At 71.7% G+C, this 18,476-nt stretch carries 17 protein-coding genes and 2 pseudogenes; 10 read left to right on the top strand and 9 right to left on the bottom strand.

Annotated elements, in window-relative coordinates; all coding sequences use genetic code 11:
- Positions 1 to 17: 17 nt before the first annotated feature.
- Positions 18 to 380 carry a hypothetical protein gene (locus WBK31_RS05525; protein WP_364067397.1) on the top strand — a complete coding sequence of 121 codons (363 nt, stop codon included), beginning with the start codon at positions 18 to 20 and terminating at the stop codon, positions 378 to 380.
- A 315-nt stretch (positions 381 to 695) separates the two neighbouring features.
- Here the strand turns inward: WBK31_RS05525 and pgeF are convergent, their stop codons facing one another.
- Entirely contained in the window at positions 696 to 1,403 is a 708-nt protein-coding gene (gene pgeF, locus WBK31_RS05520) for a peptidoglycan editing factor PgeF (RefSeq protein ID WP_364067395.1), read from the bottom strand.
- 211 nt (positions 1,404 to 1,614) lie between these two features.
- On the opposite strand from pgeF, the gene WBK31_RS05515 reads away from it, so the two are divergent.
- Entirely contained in the window at positions 1,615 to 2,997 is a 1,383-nt protein-coding gene (locus WBK31_RS05515; RefSeq protein WP_378784456.1) for an MFS transporter, read from the top strand.
- 32 nt (positions 2,998 to 3,029) lie between these two features.
- On the opposite strand, the gene WBK31_RS05510 is transcribed toward WBK31_RS05515, so the two are convergent.
- Positions 3,030 to 4,103, bottom strand: a complete 1,074-nt coding sequence (locus WBK31_RS05510; protein ID WP_364067393.1) for a class I SAM-dependent methyltransferase — start codon at positions 4,101 to 4,103, stop codon at positions 3,030 to 3,032.
- 182 nt (positions 4,104 to 4,285) lie between these two features.
- Here WBK31_RS05510 and WBK31_RS05505 point away from each other — a divergent pair.
- The 3 genes and pseudogenes from WBK31_RS05505 to WBK31_RS05495 form a co-directional block, all read left to right on the top strand.
- A pseudogene (locus WBK31_RS05505) lies at positions 4,286 to 4,804 on the top strand (aldehyde dehydrogenase family protein); the annotation flags it as partial.
- Positions 4,805 to 4,986: 182 nt separating this feature from the next.
- Positions 4,987 to 5,352 carry an aldehyde dehydrogenase family protein gene (locus WBK31_RS05500; RefSeq protein WP_378784458.1) on the top strand — a complete coding sequence of 122 codons (366 nt, stop codon included), beginning with the start codon at positions 4,987 to 4,989 and terminating at the stop codon, positions 5,350 to 5,352.
- A 28-nt stretch (positions 5,353 to 5,380) separates the two neighbouring features.
- The gene (locus WBK31_RS05495; protein WP_364067390.1) at positions 5,381 to 6,256 is read left to right on the top strand and encodes a tetratricopeptide repeat protein; all 876 of its coding nucleotides are present in this window, start codon (positions 5,381 to 5,383) and stop codon (positions 6,254 to 6,256) included.
- A 176-nt stretch (positions 6,257 to 6,432) separates the two neighbouring features.
- Here the strand turns inward: WBK31_RS05495 and WBK31_RS05490 are convergent, their stop codons facing one another.
- Both WBK31_RS05490 and WBK31_RS05485 read right to left on the bottom strand, forming a co-directional pair.
- Positions 6,433 to 6,840: an RNHCP domain-containing protein gene (locus tag WBK31_RS05490; RefSeq protein WP_364067389.1), complete on the bottom strand. Its 408-nt coding sequence runs from the start codon at positions 6,838 to 6,840 to the stop codon at positions 6,433 to 6,435.
- Positions 6,840 to 7,175: an RNHCP domain-containing protein gene (locus tag WBK31_RS05485; RefSeq protein ID WP_364067388.1), complete on the bottom strand. Its 336-nt coding sequence runs from the start codon at positions 7,173 to 7,175 to the stop codon at positions 6,840 to 6,842. The genes WBK31_RS05490 and WBK31_RS05485 overlap by 1 nt, the downstream gene beginning before the upstream one ends.
- 353 nt (positions 7,176 to 7,528) lie before the next feature.
- Between WBK31_RS05485 and WBK31_RS05480 the strand changes: the two genes are divergently transcribed.
- Entirely contained in the window at positions 7,529 to 7,714 is a 186-nt protein-coding gene (locus WBK31_RS05480; RefSeq protein ID WP_364067386.1) for a hypothetical protein, read from the top strand.
- A 6-nt stretch (positions 7,715 to 7,720) separates the two neighbouring features.
- Entirely contained in the window at positions 7,721 to 8,533 is an 813-nt protein-coding gene (locus WBK31_RS05475; RefSeq protein ID WP_378784461.1) for an MBL fold metallo-hydrolase, read from the top strand.
- Between the two features lie 101 nt (positions 8,534 to 8,634).
- On the opposite strand, the gene ligD is transcribed toward WBK31_RS05475, so the two are convergent.
- Positions 8,635 to 9,636, bottom strand: coding sequence for a non-homologous end-joining DNA ligase (gene ligD / locus WBK31_RS05470; RefSeq protein WP_364067384.1), 1,002 nt, complete (start codon positions 9,634 to 9,636; stop codon positions 8,635 to 8,637).
- Positions 9,637 to 10,142: 506 nt separating this feature from the next.
- Between ligD and msrB the strand changes: the two genes are divergently transcribed.
- The gene (msrB, locus tag WBK31_RS05465) at positions 10,143 to 10,544 is read left to right on the top strand and encodes a peptide-methionine (R)-S-oxide reductase MsrB (protein ID WP_364067383.1); all 402 of its coding nucleotides are present in this window, start codon (positions 10,143 to 10,145) and stop codon (positions 10,542 to 10,544) included.
- Positions 10,545 to 10,725: 181 nt separating this feature from the next.
- On the opposite strand, the gene WBK31_RS05460 is transcribed toward msrB, so the two are convergent.
- The 4 genes from WBK31_RS05460 to hemE all read right to left on the bottom strand — a co-directional run bounded on the left by WBK31_RS05460 (position 10,726) and on the right by hemE (position 15,984).
- A complete protein-coding gene (locus tag WBK31_RS05460; protein ID WP_406674414.1) occupies positions 10,726 to 11,550 on the bottom strand; it encodes a hypothetical protein in 825 nt (274 codons plus the stop codon).
- A 491-nt stretch (positions 11,551 to 12,041) separates the two neighbouring features.
- A complete protein-coding gene (gene hemQ / locus WBK31_RS05455; protein WP_364067379.1) occupies positions 12,042 to 12,743 on the bottom strand; it encodes a hydrogen peroxide-dependent heme synthase in 702 nt (233 codons plus the stop codon).
- Between the two features lie 5 nt (positions 12,744 to 12,748).
- Positions 12,749 to 14,152, bottom strand: a complete 1,404-nt coding sequence (gene hemG, locus WBK31_RS05450; protein ID WP_406674413.1) for a protoporphyrinogen oxidase — start codon at positions 14,150 to 14,152, stop codon at positions 12,749 to 12,751.
- 809 nt (positions 14,153 to 14,961) lie between these two features.
- The gene (gene hemE, locus WBK31_RS05445; protein ID WP_364067375.1) at positions 14,962 to 15,984 is read right to left on the bottom strand and encodes a uroporphyrinogen decarboxylase; all 1,023 of its coding nucleotides are present in this window, start codon (positions 15,982 to 15,984) and stop codon (positions 14,962 to 14,964) included.
- A gap of 598 nt (positions 15,985 to 16,582) precedes the next feature.
- Between hemE and WBK31_RS05440 the strand changes: the two genes are divergently transcribed.
- Positions 16,583 to 17,179, top strand: coding sequence for a DUF3000 domain-containing protein (locus WBK31_RS05440; protein ID WP_393205110.1), 597 nt, complete (start codon positions 16,583 to 16,585; stop codon positions 17,177 to 17,179).
- Positions 17,180 to 17,224: 45 nt separating this feature from the next.
- Positions 17,225 to 18,449: pseudogene (locus tag WBK31_RS05435) on the top strand (HRDC domain-containing protein).
- Positions 18,450 to 18,476: the final 27 nt, after the last annotated feature.

The raw sequence follows: 18,476 nt of genomic DNA, 5'->3' as shown, positions 1-18,476 counted from the left end.
CTAGATATATCTCGAATATGACGACAGGGGATGAGCTCAAGGCCGCCGTGTCCGCACGCCGCGACCTCGGGCCCGAGTACGAAGACGCCGTCGTGGAGTCGTTCCTCGACAAGATGGGCCAGGAGATCGACCGGCGGGTGGACGAGCGCCTGAACCAGCTCCCACCCAACAGCCGGACTCCGGCCCGCCAGGGTCCGTCCGAAGGGCAGCGGCTCGCGCTCGCCATCGTGTCCGTCTCCCTGGGCACCGTGTCGACCGTCCTGTTCCTGCTGCTCGGGGAGGGCCGGATGACCGGGCTGATCCCGGTGTGGATCGGCATCCTCATCATCAACGCCATCTTCAACAGCCCCAGGAACAGAGGGGCCGGCCCGTCGGCGTGATCGCCCCGGAGGGAGCCGCAGGCGGCGACAAGCCACGAAGGACCGATTCTCTGCGGCAGGCCACCCTGGTGAAAGCGATCGTGAACCGGGGCACGGGGCGGACGAACACGTGACCGCTTGCGCAACACCCGCAAGCGGAGAGGGGGCTTGAGGGGACGGACCGCTCGGCGCACATCGCACCACGCCCACCTGCCCGAGCTGAAGCGCGGGAGCGGTCAGAAGAACCGAGCGGGCGGCCGGGCAATCGAGCGGGCAGCCTAGGAACCGAGCGGGCGGCCGAGAAACGAGCGGGCGGCCCAGGAACCGAGCGGGCGGTCAGGCGAGCCAGATGAGGCCGGCGAAGCGGCCGGTGGGCTGTTCGCGGCGATGCGAGTAAAGCTCCTGAGACTCGATCGTGCAGCGCGCGTCATGGCGTACGTCGCTCACGCCCGCCGCCTTGAGCTGCGCCTCGATGCCGGCCCGCAGGTCGAGGGCGGGGGTGTCCCACGAGGTCGTGGACCAGGTGGCGGGGACCTTCGCGGCGACCTTCTCCCGCATCTCTGCGGGCACCTCGTAGCAGCGCCCGCACGCGCCGGGGCCGATGAATGCGACCATCCTGCCCGGCTCCGCACCCTTGCCCGCCATGGCCGTCACCAGCGCGGTGGCGATGCCCGCCTCGGTGCCGGGACGCCCGGAGTGGGCGGCGCCGACCATGCGGGCCACCGGATCGGCCACCAGCACGGCCGGGCAGTCGGCGCCGAGCGACGCCAGCGCCAGCTTGGGCTCGGTGGTGAACACGCCGTCGAGCGGGGGCGGGTCGTCGCCGAACGGCTCGCTGACGTACGCCACCTCGGCGCTGTGGACCTGGCGCATGAACACCACCGCCCGCACGCCCAGCTCGGCCACCAGGCCCGCCCGGTTGGCACGCACGACCTCCGGGTCGTCGCCGACCATGCCGCCGAGGTTGCGCGAACCGTACGGCGGGGCGCCGACGCCGCCGTTCCGGTCGGTGATGGCCACGTGTACGCCGGGGGCGAGCTCCATGCCCCGATCTTAGGCGACCGCGCCCTCACCCCGACGCCCCGCTTCCTCCGGAGACGCCCGCCGGGCGGCTGACCCCCTTTCCACGAGCGGCCCTCTGGCAACCGACGGTTCGTCTGATGCGCAGCTTCTGACCAGGCGGACCCCCGGGCGTATCCGGCCAGAACGAACCCCGGTGTTCGATTGACATAGAACACCACGTACAGTTCGTTCTATGGCTATCGAACACCGACGGGTTGTCATCGTACTGGCGTTGATCGCCGCCTTCATGGTCTTCGTTGACGGCACGATCGTGCACCTCACGCTCGCCCAGCTCGCCTCCCACCTCGACGCCTCACGGGCCGAGCTGGAGTGGGCGGTCAACGCCTATACGTTGTCGTTCGCGGCGGTGATGCTGGGTGCGGGCGCGATCACCGACACCCTCGGGGCGAAGCGGGCGTTCGTGGCGGGCCTGCTCGTCTTCACGATCGCCTCGGCGGCCTGCGCGGCGGCGCCCACGATGGGGGTGCTGAACGCGGCCCGGCTGGTGCAGGGCGTGGGGGCGGCGCTGCTGCTGCCCAGCGCGCTCGTCCTGGCGACGGCGGCGGCACCCGACGAGCATGCCAGGAACCGGCTGGTCGGCCGGTGGTCGGCGGCGGGGGGTGTCGGGATGGCGGCGGGTCCGCTGCTGGGCGGCGCGCTCGTGGCGGTCGCGGACTGGCGGACGGTGTTCGGGGTCAACGTGCTCATCGGCGTCCCCGCCGCCATCTGGAGCGTGCGGTCGATGCCGGCCGTGCCGCGTGGCGAGCGCCGCCTGGACGTGGCCGGCATGGCGACCGCGACCCTGCTGATCGGCGGGCTGGTGTTCGCGCTCATCGAGGCGCCCGCCCAGGGGCTGTCGAGCGCGCCGGTCGTCACCGCGGCGGTGCTGGCCGTGGCCGGGCTCGCCGGGTTCATCCTGACCGTACGCGCGAGCCGGGCGCCGCTGCTGCCGCCGGGCCTCTACGCCGACCGGGCGTTCGTCGCGACGGCGGCGCAAGGCGCGCTGTTCAACTTCGCCTTCTACGGGCTGCTGTTCGCGATGAGCCTGATGCTGCAGCAGGGGCGCGGGCTCGGGGCGCTGGCCAGCGGGCTGCTGTTCCTGCCACTGACCGGGCTCATCGCGGTCGCGAACCTGTGCGCGGCCCGCCTCGCGCGCCGCTTCGGGCGGCCGGCCGTGCTGGGGGCCGCTCAGGCGGTGCTGGTGGTGACGTTCCTGCTGGTGGCGTGGGCGGGCACGGCTCCGGCGCTATGGCCGCTGGCGCTCGCGCTGGTGCCCGCGGGGTTCGCCTCGGGGCTGCTCGTGCCGACGATGACCTCGCAGGCGATCGCCGCCGTCGGGCCCGCCCTGCACGGGGCGGCGTCGGCGGCGTTCAACACCTCGCGGCAGGTCGGCGGGGCGGTCGGCATCGCCGTGTTCGGTCCGCTCCTCGGCACCGTGCAGGGTCGCCTGCAGGACGGCTTCGTGGTGTGCGTGCTCGTCGGCGCCGCCGCCGTCGCGGCGGGCCTGCTGCTCACGCCGCTCACCCGCGAACGGATTCGCACCGCCGCCGCGCTCAAAGAGCCCGCCAGAGCGTGAGCCGATACGCGCCGCCGCCTCAGCGGAACTCCTCACGGTGCGAGGCGGTGGATCGTCAGCGGGCCGCCGCAGTAGCGGCCGATGGCCTCCTCATCGGCGAAGGCGAGCACGCGCAGCATGTTGCCGCCGTCGCTGAGCCGCACGTTCCTGCGCAGCCGCGCCACCAGGCCGGCGGGCAGATTCGTGGTGCCGGCCTCGACCGTGTCGCCGTAGTGGGGGGCGAAGGCCACGCCCGCGAAGCCGGTACGGGCGAGCAGCGTCCGCACGGTGTCGGCCGAGTAGAACATCAGGTGGTTCTTGGTGAAGCCGCTCCACTTCGACCCGTACGCCTTGAGCAGCAGCGAGTTGGCGTTCACGGTGAGGATGAGCAGCACGCCGCCCGGCCCGAGCAGGCTCCTGAACAGCCGGAAGTCGTCGAGCGGCCTGGGCAGGTGGGCGAGCACCGACCAGAGCGTGATGACGTCGAAGCCGCCCGCGGCGATCTCGGGCACGTCCTGCGGCGCGCCGAAGTACGTGCGCGCCTTGTGCAGCCGCTTGTTGGCCTGCTCGACCGACTCGGGCGACAGGTCCACGCCGCACGCGTCGAACCCGCGCTCCTCGGCGAGCTCCAGGAAGAGCCCGACGCCGGAGCCGAAGTCGAGCAGCCTGCGCTCTTTGCCCTCGTCGAAGACCGGGGAGAAGGCCCGCATCGTCAGGTCGTAGCGACGCTGCCGGTTGGCGGCGTACTTGCCGGTCAGAAAGGTGCTGTAGCCGCTGGCGTAGAGGTCGCCGAGGCGTTCGGGCCGGACGTTCGGGTTGCGGTAGAGGAAGCCGCAGGAGGGGCAGCGTACGACGTGATAGCGCCAGCCCTTGCCGCCGGTGGGCTCGAACAGCGGCTGCTGCACAGACTCCCCGCACATCATGCAGTCGAGAAACTCCTCGATCGCGCCGAGCGGCCGCATGCGCTCGTACGCGGCCCTGGACATCACCGGCGCCCGCCTGGTCAGCCACAGCCACTGCGCCTCGCGGGCCAGCCGCTCCCCCGGCCGTACGTAGACCCGCTGGCCCCAGGGCACATCGTCATAGCGCGACCCGTACGCCAGCCGCGCGAGCAATCGTTTCGCCATCGCCATCACCCCGCCTCGCGAGCGGTTGTGCCCCGGCCGTACCTTTACCATGCGTCCATATTTGGCCACTTTGCGGGATCAAGTGCTATTCCTGGTCATGCTGCTTGAGCAAGCGTACGCTTGGCCACGTGCCCGACTATCGCAACCTCATCGGCGGCGAGCTGGTCCCGGCCCCGCGCACGATGGAGACGGTCAACCCCGCGACCGGCGAGCCCTGGGCCCGCATCCCCGCGTCGGGCCCCGCCGAGGCAGCCGCGGCCGCCGAGGCCGCGAGCCGCGCCTTCCCCTCCTGGTCGGCGCTGCCCGCCCTGGCGCGGGCGCACTACCTGCGCAAGGTGTCGGAGCTGTTCGGCCGGCACGCCGAGGAGCCAGCCAGGCTGGAGACCCGCGACAACGGCCGCATCCTGCGCGACACGCTCACCAAGGACCTGCCGGGCATGGCGCACCTGTGGCAGATCGCCGCCGGGCAGTGCCTCGACGCGGTCAAGGGCGACACCGTGCAGCTCGGGCCGGACGCGCTCGGGCTGACCCGGTGCGAGCCGTACGGAGTGGCGGTCTGCATCATCCCGTGGAACTCCCCCATCTCGACGTTCTCCGCCAAGGCCGCGTACGCGCTGGCCGCCGGGAACACGGTGGTCGTCAAGCCGGCCGAGCAGGCGAGCGCGTCGGTGCTGCGGATCGGCGAGCTGCTGGCCGAGGTGCTGCCGCCCGGCGTGCTCAACATCGTCAGCGGCCTCGGCGAGGAGGTCGGCGACCCGCTCGACCTCGCCACGACGATGGGGCCGATCGTCTCGGCGGGCCAGTACGAGCGCGTCACGTCGTACTGGAGCCGGCCGGGAAGGAGGGCGCCCGGCTGGTCTTCGGCGGCCGGGCCGGGGCCGAGGTGGTGCCTGAGCTGCCCGGCGGCTACTGGGTGGCGCCCACGCTGTATACGACCGAGGACAACGGGCTGCGGGTGTGCCAGGAGGAGATCTTCGGTCCGGTCGCGGTGGCCATCCCGTTCGAGACCGATGACGAGGCCCTGGCCATCGCCAACGACTCCCGCTACGGCCTGGCGGCCGGCGTGTGGACGCGCGACCTGCGGCGGGCGCACCGGTTCGTCCGGGACCTGCGGACCGGCACGGTCTGGGTGAACACGTTCCGCCAGATGCCGCCGGGGCTGCCGTTCGGCGGGGTCGAGGACAGCGGGTACGGCCACGACGCGGTCCTGGAGTACACCCGGGAGAAGGCCGCCATCATCCGGATCTAGTCGTATCAGTCGGATAGATTTACCCCCCATGGATCAGGGGATCATGGATCATTCGGGGCTGTCCGAAGCGGCCGCACAGTCCCGGGCCTCGGTGCTGCGCAGCCGGGCGGTGTCGTACAACGCCCTTTTACGGCACGACGCCGCGATAGCGGACCTGACCGAGGCGATCGCGCTGGTGCCGGATGACGCCCGCGCCTGGCGGCTGCGCGGCGAGTGCCACCGGTTGATCAAGCGGTACCAGGCCGCGCTCGACGACTTCGAGGAGTCGCTGAAGCTGGAGCCGGACAGCGCGTACGCGCTCGGCTCGCGCGGCCAGACGTACACCGCGATGGAGCGCTACGAGGAGGCGCTGGAGGACTTCGAGCACGCGCTCACCCTCTCCCCCGAGACGTCGTGGATCCTCGAAGGGAAGGCGGAGGCGCTGGTGGGGCTGGACCGGATGGACGAGGCCCTGGCGGTGCACACCAAGATCATCGAACTGAACGAGGACCAGCCGTACTCGTGGTTCGCCCGTGGCGAGCTCTACCAGGACATGAACCTCTACGCCGAGGCCATCGACGACTACACCAAGTCGCTGGAGCTCGACCCCGACTACGTGCGGGCGCTGAGCCGCAGGGGCGAGGCGCTGCGCATGATCGACCGGTACGACGAGGCGCTCGCCGACCTCAACCGGGCGATCGAGCTGAAGCCCACCGCCACCCGCGCGCTCGGCAGCCGGGGCGCGGTGCTGAGCGAGATGGGCGACAACGAGGGCGCGCTGAAGGACCTGAACGCCGCCATCGAGCTGGACCAGGAGTACATCTGGGCGTTCAAGGTGCGCGGCGAGATCCTGCAGGACCTGGACCGGCACGAGGAGGCCATCGCCGACTTCACCCGGGCCCTGCACCTGGAGTTCGGCGACTGAGCTTGACGGGCCACGCCGGGACCGCGCCGCCGCGGGCGCGGTGCGCGGTCCCGGTCTGGCTGAAACGGCCCTGGCCAGAGCAGCCCCGCCAGAGCAGCCCAGCCAGAACAGTCCTGGTCGGAACGGCCCCAGTCAGAGCAGCCCGGCCAGAACAGCCCTGGCCGGAGCAGCCACGGTCAGAGCGCGAGCAGGGCGTTGACCGGCAGGCGGGCGTCCGACAGCGGCCGCATGGCGATGCGCAGCAGCGCCAGCGCGTTGTCGTCGCCCGCGATGCGGTTGGCGCTCAGCTCGCCGCACGACTGGCAACTGTGGATGATCAGCCACTCGCCGTCACCGCGGACGGTGACGCTCAGCGCCGCCATCCGGCCCCGGCAGCCCGCCCGGCGGTCGCCGGGCACGCGGTGATCCACGTGCAGGCTGGTCAGGCAGTTGGGGCAGTGGTTACGGTGCGCCGTGCCGGGCGCGACCATGGGCACGTCGAGCCGGCAGGCGACGCAGCGGAAGGCGTCCGCGGGCTCCGCGTGATGGACCTTCTTGCGCCGCTGCGGCCGGGCGCGGTCGCGTGTGACGTTCCTCCTCGGCATCACAGATCACCGAACGCCTCGAGCGGGAACGGCGGCTGCGCGAGCGGGCGTACCGCCATGCGCATGAGGATGAGCTGGTTGTCGTCCCCGCAGATGGGGTTCGAGGTCAGCTCGCCGCAGCGGGTGCAGCGATGGATGATCATCCACTCCCCGGTGCGCAGCACGGCGATCGAGATCGGGATCATCCGTGAGCTGCACTCGTCCTGCAGGTGCAGCGAGTGCAGGCAGCTCGGGCAGTGGTTGCGCCGGGTGCCGTCGGGGGCGTTCGCGGTGACCGTGAGGCCGCAGCGCACGCACACGAAGGTGTTGAGAAGAGGATTGCCGTTGGTGGACAACCTGGGTACTCCTTGCCGGATTGGTCTTCGATGTCACGCAGCAAGGGAGCGCCGAGCGAGCCTCGCGGGCACGCCGGCCGGTACGGCCTGTCCGGTTGTGGTCGTCGTCTCTCGCTCAGAGGCGGGATCCGCCGGTGGCACGACTGCGAGGCGCGCTAGGCGCGGTGCCAGGCATCAAGTCCCTCCTTCTGGCGCGGTGCGCGACCACGCGATACGGCTGATCCACGGACGGATGCGAGGGTAACGGGGCACGGCTCCGGACCGCCATCGAATTTCCGCGCGGGGCGGCGTACGGGGTGTTTGGCGTCGTACGGCCGTGGCAGTGGACCCCTGAACGAGGGGGGACGAATGCCATGAGCAATCCGCAACAGCCAGAGCTTCGCAGGTCAGGCAAGTCCGCCGTCAACACGAACTCGGCCGGCCTCGTACGCGGCGGCAAACAGCGCTCCGGCCACCCGCACGGCACGGACAAGGGCCGCAGGGGCGGAGGCAAGGGCGGCGGCGTGCCTCCGGAGCAGCGGCCGAAGCATCCGGAGTGATCAGCGGTGGCAGGCAGCCTTCAGTTCATCGGGAACGCGACCACGCTCATCCGTTACAACGGCTTCACGCTGCTGACGGACCCGAACTTCCTGCACCGCGGCCAGCTCGCCTACCTCGGGTGGGGCCTGGCCTCGCGGCGGCGTACCGACCCGGCGCTGCGGATCGAGGACCTGCCGCCGCTGGATGCCGTCGTGCTCTCCCACATGCACGGCGACCACTGGGACCGGGTGGCGCGCAAGGGCATCGACAGGGACATGCTCATCGTCACCACCCCGGCCGCCTCCCGCACCCTCCATCGGCAGGGCTTCGGCCAGGCCGTCGGGCTGATGACCTGGGCGGAGTACCGCCTGCACGGCCCCGGCGGCAGCGTACGGATCACCGCGCTGCCCGCCAAGCACGCGCCGGGCTCCGCCGACGCGCTGCTGCCGCCCGTGATGGGCACGATGCTGGAGTTCTGCGGCCCGGACGAGCGGGTCGAGCTGCGCCTGCACATCAGCGGCGACACCGTGCTGGACCGGCGGCTCGACGCGATCCCGCGCCGCTTCCCCGACATCGACGTCGCCCTCGTCCACCTGGGCGGGACCAAGCTGCTCGGCACGCTCATGGTCACCATGGACGGCGAGCAGGGCGCGGCCTGGGCCGACATGATCAATCCGCGCACCGTCGTACCGATCCACTACGACGACTACACGGTCTTCAGCTCGCCGCTGGACGACTTCCTGCGCCACATGGAGCAGGCGGGCCTCGCCGACCGGGTGGTCTGCCTGAGCCGGGGCGAGACGTGCGAGCTGGCCCCGCACCGCCTCGTGCGCCGCTGAAAGCACTGCGCGTCAGCCGCGGAACGGCGCCTCGTGCGCCGCTGAAAGCGCTGCGCGTCAGCCGCGGAACGGCGCGTCGTGCGCCGCTGACCGGCTGGTGGTCAGGTGTCGGAGCGGGCCTTGCTCGGCTGCACCCGCTTGGGCTCGCCCGGCATCTTCGGGTAGTTAGGCGGGTACGGCATGTCGCCGCGCTCGTCCTCGGCGTACATCTCCAGCAGCGGCTCGATCGAGTAGGCCCGGTCGTCGATGGCGGCGTGCACGTCGCCCACCTCGGCGAAGCGGGCGGGCACCGTGCGGATGTCGAAGTCGCGCGGGTCGGCGTCGGCCAGCTCGTCCCAGGTCAGCGGGGTCGAGACGGGCGCGTGCGGCTTCGCCCTGACCGAGTAGGCGCTGGCGATCGTGCGGTCGCGCGCGTTCTGGTTGAAGTCGATGAACACCCGCTCGCCGCGCTCCTCCTTCCACCACGCCGTGGTGACCAGGCTCGGATCGCGCGCCTCGACGGCCCTGGCCAGCGCGATGCCGGCGTGGCGCACCTGGATGAAGTCCCAGCGCGGCTCGATGCGGACGGCGATGTGCACGCCGCGGTTGCCCGAGGTCTTGACGAAGCCGGTCATGCCGAGCTCGTCCAGCACCTCTTTGGTGAGGAACGCCGCCTTGCGCGCCGCGTCGAACTCCAGGCCGGGCTGCGGGTCGAGGTCGACCCGCAGCTCGTCGGGACGCTCGACGTCGGCGGCGCGCACCTGCCACGGGTGGAAATCGATGGTGCCGAGGTTGGCGCAGTAGGCGATGGCGGCCACCTCGGTGACGCGCAGTGACCGCGCCGTGCGGCCGCTGGGGAACGTCACCTCCACCGACTCCAGCCAGTCGGGATGCCGGGGCGGCATGCGCTTTTGATAGATGGCCTCGGTCTGCACGCCGTCGGGATGACGCTTGAGGTTGGTCGGACGGTCCTTCAGCGCCCGCAGGGCGCCCTCGCCGACGCTCACGTAGTATTCGACCAGCTCACGCTTGGTGGCGCCGATCTCCGGGAAGTAGACCTTGTCGGGATTGGTGACCTTGACGGTCCGCTTCCCCACCTCGAGCTCGATGTACGGCGATGCCATGCCCCCGAACCTACCCCGAGGGACCGACAATGACCGGTCATCACGAGCCGTAACAGAATTCCTCCGGCCGCTGGTCGCTGGGCCGGTGCGGCAGCTCGCCAGGAACCCGCACGGCTCCGGCGCTCTCGCCGCGCCGCTTCCGCTCGTCGTCCGGAGAGGCCACCGTCTTCGGAGAACCGGACGGAGTCGGGCCGGAGACGGAGAGAGCCGGACGGGGTGGGCCCGTCCCGGAGCCTCCTCGGTGGCGGGACCGAGGGCTCGACGGGACGGGCCGCCAGATCACCCTTCCGCCGTTCCGGGCGCTGGCGCGCCACCCGGCCGGCCGTTTCGATCCCCAGCGGCGCCAGCACGGGCGTGGGCTGTGCCGCTCGGCGGGATCCGCAGGTGATCTCACCCCTTGGCAGGAGGTGAAGACACCTCCTTGCCGAGAAAGACGCGAATTTCCCCGAGAACGGATGCTTCACCCTGCGGAGATCTCTTTTTGCCGTATCTCGTACTCTGGAGTTATGGACAAGGTGGTCAAGAGCGAGGCGGAATGGCGGGCCCAGCTGACGCCTGAGGAGTTCCACGTCCTCAGGGAGGCCGGGACCGAGCGCCCGTTCACGGGGGAATACGTCGACACCAAGACCGAGGGGGTTTACTCGTGCCGCGCCTGCGGTGCCGAGTTGTTCCGTTCTGACACGAAGTTCGAGTCGCACTGCGGGTGGCCGAGCTTCTACGCGCCGTCCGACAGTGACGCGGTCCGGCTGCTTGAGGACCGCAGCCTCGGCATGGTCCGTACGGAGGTGCGCTGCGCCCGGTGCGACAGCCACCTGGGGCACGTCTTCCACGGCGAGGGCTACCCCACGCCGACGGACGACCGCTACTGCATCAACTCGATCTCGCTCCGGCTCGAACCCAAGGCGTGATCGGGTAACGACGGGGCGTATCGATCGCCCGCGAGGGGTACGAGCACCGCGTGCGCTTTGTCCATCTTCGCCACCGGTGGGTGACGATTGAGACCATCGGGCGGGTGGTCACACAGCGATGCGAGGTGTGCTCGAAGACACGGGTCCGGGTCCGCTGACCCGGGCCCGCGGCTGCCGCCGGTCATCGGGGGTCTGGATATGTGACGCGGCAGCTCCGATCCGAGGGGCCGATGATGTTGGCGAGCACCGGGTTGCCGTTCTGGCCGAACTCCGAGTGCACGAACACCACGGGGTTCTCGACGCCGCGCTCGTGGAGGTAGGCGAGCCCGCGCTCGCACAAGGTGATGGCGGTACGGGAGTTGTCCGCGCTCTCCGGTAGGTCCGTATAAATGCGGAGATATCCGCCCACGGTGCGGATGTCCCTGAGACGCTTCACGGCCTTGTCGTTCGGCCCCCAGTTCGCGCGGAAGTACTCGGCCGCCTGATGATCCGTATGCCGCGAGGGGCCGTCGGCCTTGTAGTCCTTGCCGTCGCCCCCGGTCGGCTCGCTCGCACCGCTCGGCTCGGCGCCGCGCGTGGCCGGGCCTGCGGCCGGCAGGTCGTTCGGGTCGGTCGTGCCGGGCACCAGGCCGGAGTTCGTGCTCGGGGCCGGTTTCGACGGCTCGGGCGGCTCCGGCTTGCGCGCCCCCTTGCTGGTGGCCTGCGCGTTCGCGCCTTTGCCGCCGTCCGCCTCTTTGCCCTCTTTGCCCTCTTTGCTGTCGGTGCCTCCGCCTGCGCCGCTGTCGGCGCTTCTGCCTGCGCTCGCTCCACCCGGCGACGCCGCCGCGGCGGCCGCGGGCCCGCCCCTGGCCCGCCGTCCGTCGCTCGCGTGGTGTTCGGCCGCCTGGCTCGCCGGGGGCGCGACGACCGTGCCGAGCAGCCCGTACGTGACCGGGGTGCCGAACATCCCCTGCATCGCGAGCGCCACGACCGCGCCGCCCACGGTCACCCCGGCGGCGACGGCCACCCGCCCGCGCGCCGCCCGTCCCGCCCGTCGCAGCAGCCCTCGGCGCCGTCTGGCCCTCCCGCCGGAGCCGCCCCGCCGGGACCGCCGAGCCTCCCCCGAAGACCGCCGGACGTCCTCCGAAGACCGCCGGACGTCCTCCGCAGACCGCCCGGCGCGCCCGATCCGCTCCGACCGCCGGACCTCCGCCGGAGACCGCCCGGCGAGTCCGGGACCGTCTCCTTCGGACCGCGCCGATCGGCGTCCTGCCGCGTGCCGCCCCCGACGGCCCCGCCTTCCGGACCTCTCCACCAGCCCTCCAAGCCCGCACCCTGGAACGTGCCACCCCGCTCACGCCCTGCGAGGCAGAGATTTCCCCGATTGTGACAAAGCGGATAGAGCGCTGCAGCGAGATCGCCGATTTGGGTCTGGCTCGCGACCGATTCGCCGGGCTGATGCGTCCGGCCGCCCAGGCCGGTGCATCCAGCCGAGAGGGCGGGGCCTGGCCGGGAGAACTACGGCAGGGCGGCGATGAGCTCAGGCAGCGGCTTGCGCGCGCCGGTGTAGAAGGGGATCTCGACGCGGGTGTGCCGGCGCGCCTGGGCGCCCCGCAGCGTACGCATGAGGTCGACGATCCGGTGCAGCTCGTTCGCCTCGAACGCGAGCATCCACTCGTAGTCGTTGAGCGAGAAGCACGCCACCGTGTTGGCCCGCACGTCGGGGTAGTCGCGCGCCATCCTGCCGTGCTCGGCCAGCATCGCCCGACGCTCGGACTCGTCGAGCAGGTACCACTCGTAGGAGCGCACGAACGGGTAGACGCTGACGTAGGCGCGCGGCTCCTCCTCGGCCAGGAAGGCCGGGATGTGCGACTTGTTGAACTCGGCGGGCCGGTGCAGCGCCATCGCCGACCAGACGGGCCTGCTGTGGCGGCCCAGGCGGGTGCGGCGGAACCTGGCGTAGACGTCCTGGAGGTCCTCGGGCGTGGGAGCGTGCCACCAGAACATGAAGTCGGCGTCGGCCCTGAACCCGGCGACGTCGTAGACCCCCCTGGTCACGACGCCCTTGCCGGCCGCCTGGTCGAGCAGCTCCTGCACCTCGGCCGCCAGGCCGTCGCGGTCGCCTGGGCACGGCTCGGTCGCCTGGAAGACCGACCACATCGTGTAACGGATCACCTGATTGAGATCGCGGGCTTTGAGCCGCGGTGCGCCCTCTGTCATGCTGCCTATTCTGCTCTCAGGGAGAGGTGGTCCAGAATCCGGGCGGCGGCCGTGCGGGCGGTGGCGATGCAGGCGGGGATGCCGATGCCGTCGTAGGCGGCCCCGCAGACGGCCAGGCCGGGCTGCACGGCCACCGCCGCGCGCACCCTGGCCACCCGGTCGAGGTGGCCCACGTTGTACTGCGGAAGCCCGCCGCCCCAGCGGGTCACCCGGCTGTCGATGGGCAGGCCGCGCACGCCCATCACGTCGGCCATCTCGGCGGTGGCCAGCGCGACCAGCTCCACGTCGTCGCGCTGCAGCAGGTGCTCCTCGCCGACGCGGCCGATGGAGCAGCGCAGGATCACCAGGTCCTTCGACAGGTGGGGCCACTTCACCGAGCTGAACGTCACCGCCTTGACCGGCCGTCCCTCCACCGGCGGCACCAGGTAGCCGCTGGTGCCGGGCGGCTCGGGGAAGGCGTCGACCGGGTAGGCGAGCGTGACGACGGCCATGCTGGCGTACTGGATGCGGGCCAGCTCGTCGGCCGCCTTGGGGGCCTCGGTCTTGAGCAGGCGGCTCGTCGCCGGGCCCGGCGTGGCCAGGATCACCGCGTCCGCCTCGACGACCTCGGGGCGCGGCACCGGGCCGGTGACCAGCCGCCAGCCGGTCTCGGTGCGGTGCAGCTCGCGGGCGGTGACGCCGGTCCTGATGTCGGCCTCGGACGCCTTCGCGACCGCCTCGGGCAGGCCGCCGAGGCCGCTGCGCAGGGTGGTGAAGACCGGGCCCTGGTTCTTCGGTGTCTCCTCGACCAGGTGGCGGGCGGCGTTGAGCAGTGAACGCTCGGATCGCGCGATCGCGGCCACCCGCGGCATCGTCGCCTCCAGCGACAGCATGTCGGCGCGGCCCGCGTAGACGCCGCCGAGCAGCGGCTCGACCAGCCGGTCCACGACCTCGGCGCCCATCCTGGCGCGGATGTAGGCGGCGACGGACACGTCGGTGCGCACGAGCGTCGCGGGCAGCACCTGGTCGAGCGGCACGCGCAGCAGCCCGCCCGGCGAGATGATGCCTGACTTGGCCAGCTCGGCGAGGTCCGCGGGCACGCCCATGACCTGGCCCTTGGGCAGGTAGCGGACGGCGCCGCGGCTGTAGACGGCGGAGCGGGTGGTGCCGGGGAAGACCAGGTCGTCACCGAGCCCGACCGCCTTGGCCAGCTCCTTGCCCTCGGGACGGCGGGCCAGCATCGCCTCGGCGCCCGCGTCGACGCTCACCCCGGCGACCTCCGAGGCATAGAGCTTGCCGCCGATGCGGGGCGAGCCCTCCAGGACCGTCACCTTCACGCGCTCACGCGCGCCCTGGCGGAGATACCACGCCGCGGCGAGTCCGGAGATACCCGCGCCGACGACGACCACGTGCGCCCGATTCCCTTCCACGCCTCCGAACGCTACCGCCTCTCATACGCGCCCATCCCCGCGGGGCAGACCTCCCACAACACACCCCGCCACCGCAGAGCGGCACAAATCGACGCCCCCGAACACCACGCCCTACGCACGACGCCCCCGAACACCACGCCCTACGCACGGCGGCCCGAACACCACGCCCCGCACACCGCGGAAAGGCCACCCAGCCCTATCGGCGGCGGCTCGAACGTCACGCGCCGCGCACCCCTGGACACTGCCCCGGAGACCATCCCAGCCCCGTCGGAGGGCCGGAACGCCACACGCCGCGCACCCCTGCGCACTGCTTCGGGGACCACCCTCAACGGCGGGCCACCACCGGACGGCGGGCGACCGATGCGTGAACTACGGCGAGCGCAGCGGGTCTCCGACACGCATAACGGCGCCCAGCCCGAGGGGTTTTCCCAAAGAACGCCGAGCACCGAAACGGCGGGGAGGAGCGAACCGGCGGCCGGCGCGTGCGCTCGGCGGAGGCCGGCGGCGTGGTCGCGCGCCCGCGCCCCAGAGCGGCGGAAAACGGCCGACCGGCCGCGCACGCACACGAGCACTCGCGCACGGCACGGCGAGGCCGCGTTGGAGCGGCCGGACCGCCCGCGCCCGCACACCGACCCCCCGAGCACGAACCCTCGCGCACGAACAACGGCGAGACCGAGCGGAGGGCCCGGGCCTGAGCGGAGGCACGAGACGCGGAGAAATGAACCCTCGTTCAGCCGAACAACGGCGACGCCAAGCAGAGGGCCAGGTCCGGACCGGAGGCGCGCTCGGATGCGGCGAAAGAGAACCCGTCAGCGGGTGTGCTCGTGGACGAGGTCGGTGAGGCGCTTGAGCTGGTCGGGGTCGGTGTTGGGGAGCACGCCGTGGCCGAGGTTGAACACATGGCCTTCGGCGGCCTCGCCGCGCCGCAGCACCTCGCGGGCCTTGCGCTCGACGACCTCCCAGGGGGCGAGGAGGATGGCGGGGTCGAGGTTGCCCTGGAGCGCCTTGCCGGGGCCGATGCGGCGGGCGGCCTCGTCGAGAGGGACGCGCCAGTCGACGCCGACGACGTCGGCTCCGGCCTCGCCGAGCACGCCGAGCAGTTCGCCGGTGCCGACGCCGAAGTGGATGCGGGGCACGCCGGCGACGCCTTCGAAGATGCGCCGGGTGTGGGGCAGGATGAACTCGCGGTAGTCGTCGGGCGCGACGGCGCCGACCCACGAGTCGAAGAGCTGCACGGCGGAGGCCCCTGCGGCGATCTGGATGCGCAGGTGCTGCAGCACGATGTCGGACAGCTTCTCCATGAGCGCGTGCCACAGCTCGGGCGCGCCGTACATCATGGCCTTGGTGCGGTCGTGGTTCTTCGACGGGCCGCCTTCGATGAGGTAGGAGCCGAGGGTGAAGGGCGCGCCGGCGAAGCCGATGAGCGGGGTGTCGCCGAGCTCGGCGGTGAGCGCCTTGACGGCCTCGGTGATGTAGGGGACGTCGCCGGGCTCGAGGGGACGCAGCGCGTCGAGGCCCTTGGCGTCGCGGATGGGTTCGGCGACGACGGGGCCGACGCCGGGCTTGATGTCGAGGTCGACGCCGATGGCCTTGAGCGGTACGACGATGTCGCTGAAGAAGATGGCCGCGTCGACGCCGTAGCGGCGGACGGGCTGCATGGTGATCTCGACGATGAGGTCGGGCGTCGAGCAGGCGGTCAGCATGGGCACGCCCTCGCGGACCTTCAGGTATTCCGGCAGCGAACGGCCGGCCTGGCGCATGTACCAGACGGGGGTGTGCGGGACGGGCTGGCGGCGGCAGGCGCGCAGGAAGGCTGAGTCGGCGAGGTTCACCTCACCAGGGTGCCATGGGCGGGGCGCGGTCAGGACACGGGTGCGAGGTGTCGGAAAAACATGCATTGGACACCCCAAATCATGATCAGATAGCCAGATGAAGGTTTACCGGTCTGCTCGGCATCGGCGTCCCGCACGGGTCCAACACACCCCATGCCCGCCCAGAGAGCCGGTCTCGACTGGGCCAAAAGTTCCCCAAGCCACCGCGCGGCACCGATTCATCGACCACTTTCGGGACACGCCGAGCGCGTTGCGGGGAATTGTCAGCGGCTCGTGCCAACGTCGGAGCCACGACCCGAAGAAAGGCCCCGGTTCGATGACTCGTGCGATGACCGCGTTGTGGAGTTCCCCAGAGCGCCGCAGTGTGCGCTGCCCGTCCTGCGACGGTGAGCGGCCGTTCGAGCAGCCGCCGTGCGCCGACGGGCACGAGCCGGGCCTGTGCCCCGAGTGGGCCTGTGTCGACTGCGGTCACGCCCTGATGTCCGGCGCCGCCGAGGCCACCCGTCCGGTTCGCCAGCTGGTTACGGCAGCGGCTTGATCACGAAGGATGAGCACCCCCGTGGTCCCCTTTCGTCCGACTTCGGCCTACGCTTCGGCTATGACGCTCGGTGACCAGCCGCCGCCTCCCGCCGCGTTCACGCGGGCCGCGGAGAGCATGCGGCTGACCGAGGTACGGCAGGAGATCGAGCTTGAGGACCTGCCCGCCCCCCAGCGGCTGGCCCCCTACTCGGCCGCCATCGGCGCGTCGGTCTACCGCGGCGACGACGAGCTGGCGGTGGGCCGGCTGATCCTGCTCTATGATCCCGACGGCCAGCGCGGCTGGGAGGGCCCGTTCCGGCTGGTTGCCTACGTCAGGGCCGACATGGAGCCGGAGATCACCTCCGATCCGCTCCTCGGCCCCGTGGCCTGGAGCTGGCTGACCGAGGCCCTCGACGCCCACCAAGCCGACTACTCCGCCGCCGGCGGTACCGTGACAAGAGCCGTGTCGGAGGGGTTCGGCAACAAGGCCGACGATCCGGTCACGACCGAGCTGGAGTTGCGGGCCTCCTGGTCCCCCGCTCAGGAGGATCTGTCCGGCCATGTCGCCGCTTGGTGTGATCTGATGTGCCTGGCCGCGGGCATTCCGCCCCTTCCGCCCGACGTGGCCGCCCTGCCCCGTCGACGTGATGATCCGGAGAGTGACCGAACGAAGTGAGGGCACCAGTCAAGACAGCACCTGCGTCATGAGGTCGGTGAACTCATGACAGAAGAACGCACCGTGGAGCCGCTGCTGGAGCCACGCGAAGGCATCCCTCCCGTCGTCGCCGACGCGGCCGGGCTGGCCGAGGTCGTGGCGAGGTTCGCGGCGGGCAGCGGCCCCGTCGCCGTCGACGCCGAGCGCGCCTCGGGCTACCGCTACGGCAACCGCGCCTACCTCGTGCAGTTGCGCAGGGCGGGCGCGGGCACCGCGCTGATCGACCCGATCGGCTGCCCCGACCTGTCCTCGCTCGACGAGGCCCTGGCCGAGGCCGAGATCGTGCTGCACGCCGCGTCCCAGGACCTGCCGTGCCTGATGGAGATCGGGTTCAAGCCGCGGCAGATGTTCGACACCGAGCTGGCCTGGCCTGCTCGGCTACGAGCGGGTGGGCCTGGGCACGATGGTGGAGACCGTGCTCGGCCTGCGCCTGGAGAAAGGTCATTCGGCGGCCGACTGGTCCACCAGGCCGCTGCCGCTGGACTGGCTGCGCTACGCCGCGCTCGACGTGGAGGTCCTGGTCGAGCTGCGCGACGCGCTGTATCAGGAGCTCGCCGATGCCGGGAAGCTGGAGTGGGCGCGCGAGGAGTTCGAGGCCGTGCTCAACACCCCGCCGCCGGCGCCGCGTCCCGACCCGTGGCGGCGCACGTCCGGCATCCACAAGGTACGGAACGTGCGCGCGCTGGCGATCGTGCGGGAGCTGTGGAACATGCGCGACCGCATCGCCCGCGAGGCTGACCTGGCGCCCGGCCGGGTGCTGCCCGACGCGGCGATCGTGACGGCGGCGCTGGAAGGGCCGCGCACCAAGAAGGCATTGACCGAAATTTCGGCATTCACCGGGCGAAGCGCCCGTCGTCACATCAACGACTGGCTCGCCGCCGTCGCCCGCGCCCGCGAGCTGCCCGACAGCCAGCTTCCCCAACCCAGCACCCCCGGCGACGGCCCGCCGCCGCCCAACCGCTGGGCCGACCGCGACCCGGCCGCCGCCAAGCGGCTCGCCGCCGCCAGGGCCGTGGTCGCCGCGCTGGCCGACGAGCACCACATGCCGGCGGAGAACCTGCTGCAGCCCGACGCCGTGCGCAGGCTCACCTGGGAGCCACCCGAGGAGATCACGGACGAGACCGTGACCGCCCGGCTGCGCAAGCTCGGCGCCCGCGAGTGGCAGCTCGCCCTCGCCGCCCACCCCATCGCCAAGGCACTGGCCCGCCTGGAGACACAGGGCGAGTCGTAATGCGGCGGTTCCCGGGTGGCCGTCCAC

It is taken from the genome of Nonomuraea sp. N2-4H, assembly GCF_045291505.1.
In the GTDB taxonomy this organism is placed as follows: Bacteria; Actinomycetota; Actinomycetes; order Streptosporangiales; family Streptosporangiaceae; genus Nonomuraea; species Nonomuraea fastidiosa.
The sequence above is the reverse complement of the archived record's forward strand: the minus strand, read 5'-3'. Positions and strand labels throughout refer to the sequence as shown.